At 60.5% G+C, this 6,061-nt stretch carries 5 protein-coding genes; 4 read left to right on the forward strand and 1 reads right to left on the reverse strand.

Features of this window, described 5'->3' with window-relative positions:
* Positions 1–202: transposase (locus CAK78_RS07465; RefSeq protein WP_141214125.1), on the reverse strand; the 202-nt coding region annotated here is incomplete at its 3' end.
* A 181-nt stretch (positions 203–383) separates the two neighbouring features.
* Between CAK78_RS07465 and CAK78_RS07470 the strand changes: the two genes are divergently transcribed.
* From CAK78_RS07470 to CAK78_RS22975, 4 genes are all read left to right on the forward strand, one after another.
* Complete coding sequence (locus tag CAK78_RS07470) at positions 384–1,043, forward strand: LuxR C-terminal-related transcriptional regulator (RefSeq protein ID WP_094696868.1); 660 nt, start codon at positions 384–386, stop codon at positions 1,041–1,043.
* Between the two features lie 95 nt (positions 1,044–1,138).
* The gene (gene uvrA / locus CAK78_RS07475) at positions 1,139–3,967 is read left to right on the forward strand and encodes an excinuclease ABC subunit UvrA (RefSeq protein WP_094696869.1); all 2,829 of its coding nucleotides are present in this window, start codon (positions 1,139–1,141) and stop codon (positions 3,965–3,967) included.
* 141 nt (positions 3,968–4,108) lie between these two features.
* The gene (locus CAK78_RS07480) at positions 4,109–5,794 is read left to right on the forward strand and encodes a sensor domain-containing diguanylate cyclase (protein WP_176452713.1); all 1,686 of its coding nucleotides are present in this window, start codon (positions 4,109–4,111) and stop codon (positions 5,792–5,794) included.
* A gap of 72 nt (positions 5,795–5,866) precedes the next feature.
* On the forward strand, positions 5,867–6,061 hold a 195-nt coding region (locus CAK78_RS22975), incomplete at its 3' end, for a hypothetical protein (RefSeq protein WP_217900814.1).

The raw sequence follows: 6,061 nt of genomic DNA on the forward strand, positions 1-6,061 counted from the left end.
GGTGATGGCAGTGATTGCATTGCAGCACGCGTGGCCGACTTTTCAGGTGACAACAGGTCTTGTTGGCACATTCAGGGCAGACAAAGCCGTGAGGAAAACGCCAAGTGAACAACGCGTTTTCGCACTGAGCTTCAGTGCCATAGTCCTTGAGAAGCTCAAACAGGCTGTAGCCTTTCTGGAATTGGACTTTGCTTTTGGCCATGATCTCGCTCCTCGATAACTGTGCATAAGATCAGTATAGTTCGGGGTGACTGCTAATCATGGGTAATCAGGTGGAAAATTGGTGAGTTTCAAAGGAGGCGCATCGCCGTCTAATACTTTTTTAATGCTGCACCCCACGGGGGGCTTGGTACTCTCTGCTGCCGAAAAAAACCATGGCCGCAATGTTCAAGGACCAGCCTTTCATGAGCACCCCATATCCCATCGTACTGGTAACCGAAAACAATGTGCAGGCAACCAGCTTCCAGAGCTATCTGGCCGAGCAGCTGGCACTGCCCATTGTGCTGGTGAGCACCCTGGAGGAGCTGCCGCAACCGGACGAGCTCGAGCCTCGTCCGCTGTTTCTGGTCGATCTGGACTACCTCAAGTCGGGTCAGCAGTCGGTATGGCCGCGGGAGATCTCCAGCCGCTTCGGGGAGGCCAATACGGTGCTGCTCAATGCCCCGACCAGCACCGATCGGGAATTGCTGCTGATGTGGCCCCATACCAGCGGACTCTTCTTCTGTCAGGATCCGTTGGATCGGCTGGTGCTCGGCATTCGCAAGGTGCTGGAGGGGGAGTACTGGATCCCGCGCCACCTGCTGTGCGATCTGGTCAACTACTACCGCAAGGGTGGGGAACATCACCTGCGCAACCAGACGCTGCTGACCGTGCGCGAGCAGGAGATCATCCGCTATCTGATGACGGGCGCCTCCAATACCGAGATCGCCGACAGCCTGTTCGTGAGCGAGCACACCATCAAGTCCCACCTCTATAACGTCTTCAAGAAATTGAACGTGAAGAACCGCTTGCAGGCGGTGAGCTGGGCCAAGGAATATCTCTGAAATCGATAGAGATGATGGATAAAACCTGTCTATTCATCCAGTAGTCTCTATGCCATACTGACTCGCTCAGGTTTCCGTATCGAGCGTGCAACAAGATGGAAAAGATCGTGGTCCGGGGTGCTCGCACCCACAACCTCAAGAACATCAATCTGACCCTGCCCCGCGACAAGCTGATCGTGGTCACCGGCCTCTCCGGTTCGGGCAAATCCTCTCTGGCGTTCGATACCCTCTATGCCGAGGGGCAGCGCCGCTATGTGGAATCGCTCTCCGCCTATGCCCGCCAGTTCCTCTCCCTGATGGAGAAGCCGGACGTCGACCATATCGAGGGGCTTTCGCCCGCCATCTCCATCGAGCAGAAGTCCACCTCCCACAACCCGCGTTCGACCGTCGGCACCATCACCGAAATCTACGACTACCTGCGCCTGCTGTTTGCCCGGGTCGGTGAGCCGCGCTGCCCAACCCATGCCATTCCGCTCGCCGCCCAGACCATCAGCCAGATGGTGGATCAGGTGCTGGCCCAGCCGGAGGGGAGCAAGCTGATGCTGCTGGCCCCTGTGGTGCGCGATCGCAAGGGGGAACACACCAAGCTGCTGGAGAATCTGGCGGCCCAGGGTTACATCCGTGCCCGCATCGACGGTGAGGTGTGCGACCTGTCTGACCCTCCCGCGCTGGAGCTGCACAAGAAGCACACCATCGAGGTGGTGGTGGATCGCTTCAAGGTGCGCGAGGACCTGGCGCTGCGTCTGGCCGAATCGTTCGAGACGGCGCTGACCCTCTCCGGCGGCATCGTACTGGTGGTGCCCATGGACGGCGAGGAGGGGGTTGCCCCCATGACCTTCTCCGCCAACTTCGCCTGCCCGGAGTGTGGCTACTCCATGTCGGAGCTGGAACCTCGGATCTTCTCCTTCAACAATCCGGCCGGTGCCTGCCCCACCTGTGACGGTCTCGGGGTGCAGCAATATTTCGATCCCGCCAAGGTGATCGGCGATCCGGCCATCAGTCTGGCCAACGGCGCCATCCGTGGCTGGGACAAGCGCAGCTTCTACTACTTCCAGATGCTCAAATCCCTCTCCGAGCACTACAAGTTCGATCTGGAGACGCCGTGGGAAGATCTGCCGGTCAAGACTCAGGAGGTGATCCTGCGCGGCTCTGGTCGCACCGAGATCGAGTTCCGTTACATGAACGATCGCGGCGATGTGGTGGTGCGCAAGCACCCGTTCGAGGGGATCCTGCACAACATGGAGCGCCGCTACCGGGAGACCGAATCCAACTCGGTGCGTGAAGAGCTGGCCAAATACATCGCCAACAAATCCTGCACCAGCTGCGGTGGCAGCCGGCTGCGGGAAGAGGCTCGCCACGTCTTCGTCGACAACCGCAATCTGCCGGCCATCGCCGAGCAGTCCATCGGCGATGCGCTGGCCTTCTTCGAAGGGTTGAACCTCACCGGCCAGCGCGCCCAGATTGCCGAGAAGATCCTGAAAGAGATCGTCGAGCGGCTTGGCTTCCTGGTGAATGTGGGTCTCAACTACCTGAGCTTGTCGCGCAGCGCCGAGACCCTCTCCGGTGGCGAGGCGCAGCGGATCCGGCTGGCCAGCCAGATCGGGGCGGGTCTGGTTGGGGTCATGTATGTGCTGGACGAGCCTAGCATAGGTCTGCACCAGCGGGACAACGAGCGGTTGCTCAAGACTCTGACCCACCTGCGGGATCTCGGCAACACGGTGATTGTGGTGGAGCACGATGAGGATGCCATTCGCCTCGCCGACCATGTGCTCGACATCGGCCCGGGGGCCGGGGTGCACGGCGGTGCCATCGTCGCCCAGGGCACGCCGGAAGAGATCATCAATAATCCAGAATCGCTGACCGGTGACTACCTCTCCGGCCGCAAGCAGATCGCCATCCCGGCCGAGCGCACCCCGCTCACTGGCAAGTGGCTGAAGCTGAAAGGGGCGAGCGGCAACAATCTGCGCAACGTCAACCTGGACCTGCCCATCGGGGTGATGACCTGCGTCACCGGCGTCTCCGGCTCCGGCAAGTCGACCCTGATCAATGACACCCTGTTCCGTATCGCTCACCGCGAGCTGAACAAGGCCACCGAGTCCACTCCTGCGCCCTATCGCAGCGTGGAAGGGTTGGAGCACCTGGACAAGGTGGTGGACATCGACCAGAGCCCCATCGGCCGTACCCCGCGCTCCAACCCGGCCACCTACACCGGCCTGTTTACCCCGATCCGCGAGCTGCTCTCCGGCACTCAAGAGGCGCGCTCGCGCGGCTACCAGCCGGGCCGCTTCTCCTTCAACGTCAAGGGGGGGCGCTGCGAGGCGTGCCAGGGGGACGGTGTCATCAAGGTGGAGATGCACTTCCTGCCGGATGTCTACGTGCCGTGCGACGTCTGCAAGGGCAAGCGCTACAACCGCGAGACCCTGGAGGTGAAGTACAAGGGCAAGAACATCCACGAGATCCTGGAGATGACAGTGGAGGATGCCCGCGCCTTCTTCGATCCGGTACCGGCGGTGGCGCGCAAGCTGCAGACCCTGATGGACGTGGGCCTCTCTTATATCCGCCTCGGCCAGTCGGCCACCACGCTCTCTGGCGGTGAGGCGCAGCGGGTCAAGCTGGCACGGGAGCTCTCCAAGCGCGATACCGGTCAGACCCTCTACATCCTGGACGAGCCGACCACAGGGCTGCATTTCCACGACATCCAGCAGTTGCTCAAGGTGCTGCACCAACTGAGGGATCGTGGCAACACCATCGTCATCATCGAGCACAATCTGGACGTCATCAAAACCGCCGACTGGATCGTCGATCTGGGGCCGGAGGGGGGCGCCGGTGGCGGCCGCATCCTGGTAACGGGGACGCCGGAACAGATCAGCCGTTGTGAGGATTCTCATACGGCCCGCTTCCTGGCACTTCTGCTGACCAGATAAAGCGTTCAATAATTGTGACAAGGGGCCCTGGGCCCCTTGTTTTTATTGTGGTAATTCAGTGACCTCTCGGCGGGCCTATCCTCCATACTTGGGGCAAGACCTTTCCCGCTTCGTATTGCCATTCAAAGGATATTGGCGCCCATGGCTCAACCGTCCCGCTCCATCGACCATCTGCTGGCCTACTCCATGTTTCCGGTCTGGGCCGGAGCCATCCTGATGCTGCTCATCGTGATCGCACTGGCCCAGGTGCCGGCGGCGCAGCGGGTCGAGGAGCGGCGGATGGAGGAGCACTTGCAGCGGGTGATCAGGGCGGTGCAGAACGACATAGGCGCCATGAATGCTTTTACCCGGGACTGGGGGATCTGGGATCAGAGCTACCATTTTCTGGCCCATCCCAACCAGGCCTACATCAACTCCAATCTGCTGGTCGACACTCCGATGCGGGACTTTGAACTCAACGTGTTGAGTTACATGGATTTGCAGGGCTCGGAGATCTGGACCCGCACCCTCTTGCCAGACGCGCCGGACACGGATACCACCCTGTTGCCCTCCTTTCTGGACGATCTCAAGTTGCAGCTGCTGCGCGAGTCACGGCAGGCGGGCATCAGCAGCCTGAGTGGCGTCAGGCGCTCCCAGTGGGGGCCGCTCATCTTTTCGCTGCAGCCGGTGACCGATACCCTCGGCAGCGTCAAACCCAACGGCTATCTGCTGGCGACTCGCTGGCTGGACAAGCGCTATCTGCAGGATCTGGGGGATCGAACCGCGCTCACGCTGACCATAGCCCAGCCAAGAACGCGCGATCATCTGGGCTCCTTCAAGCCGCTCGGGCCGAATATGAGCTATCGGCTGGTCGATCTCGGGTTGCAGCGAGTCAGAGGGGAGGGGCTGCTGCTCGACAACGATGGTGAGCCTGTGTTGATCCTGATTGTGGACGAGGAGCGGGACGTGTTGCAGGGGGCGATGGAGGGGGCGATCTGGACCTTCATCGGCATGCTGCTGATAAGCTTCGCCTGCATTCTGATGGCGCTGGCCCGGCTGCGCGCCATCGTACTGGGACCGATCGGCGAGCTGGTGAGGGCGCTGCACAAGTTTGCCGAAAAGCAGGACGCGAGCGTGCTGCCCATCATCGACAGCAGTCAGGAGATGGCGCTGCTCAGCCGCAAATTCCGCGAGATGGCGGCCAGGATCAGCCTGCACCACAGTGCCCTGCAGGCCCACTCCTCCCGCATGGAGGTCGCCGCCTATACGGATCCGCTGACTCACGCCTTCAACCGCCGTTATCTCGATGAGTGGTTGCTTAATCGCCAGGATCCGGCGGCAGGCTGGGTGCTGGTGATCCTGGATCTGGATCACTTCAAACGGGTCAACGATCGCTTCGGCCATGACATCGGCGATCTGCTGTTATGTCAGCTGGCCGAGCTGTTGCGAGGGGCGCTGGATGAGGAGGAGCCGCTGATCCGGCTGGGTGGCGAGGAGTTCATGCTGTTGCTGGCCAAAGAGGAGCCAGAGCAAGTGGCGGAACGGATCGAGCGCCTGCGCCGCAAGATCGCCGACTGTCGTTTCGGGCGGGAGGAGCTGCCGCTGCGCATGACCGTCTCGCTGGGATTCTGTGATTACCCTCTGCATGCGGAGCTGGAGGACTCTTTCTGGAGTCTGAGTTTTAAGCTGGCGGACATGGCCCTGTACCGGGCGAAACAGGAGGGCCGGGATCGCTGGCGTGGATACAGCGGCGAGCTGGGGCGGGCACAGTGGAGGTTGAGCCCGGAGCAGCTGGCGGAAGGGGAGTGGCTGTTGTGCCAGGCCTCCCACGCCAACCAGCCGGTCTAATGGGTCAGGATCAGCAGGGCCATGCCGAGCACGAAACCCAGCAAAATAAACAGAAAAGAGCCAATGCCCCAGATGGCTGCCAATATGGCTACTATTTTGTCCCTTCTGGTTTGTGGTTTCATAAAGAATTACTTACAGCCCGGCTACATGGCCCGCAAAAATACTCTTGTTGGACGAGTGAAACAACCGTTTTCAGTCGTTTTTATCCGCAATAAGATATATGGAAATTATTTCTTATTGTTGTTGGTAAGGCGAGAGGTCTATCCA

Origin of the sequence: Aeromonas sp. A35_P (genome assembly GCF_002259925.1) — a bacterium.
GTDB classification, from domain to species: Bacteria; Pseudomonadota; Gammaproteobacteria; order Enterobacterales; family Aeromonadaceae; genus Aeromonas; species Aeromonas dhakensis.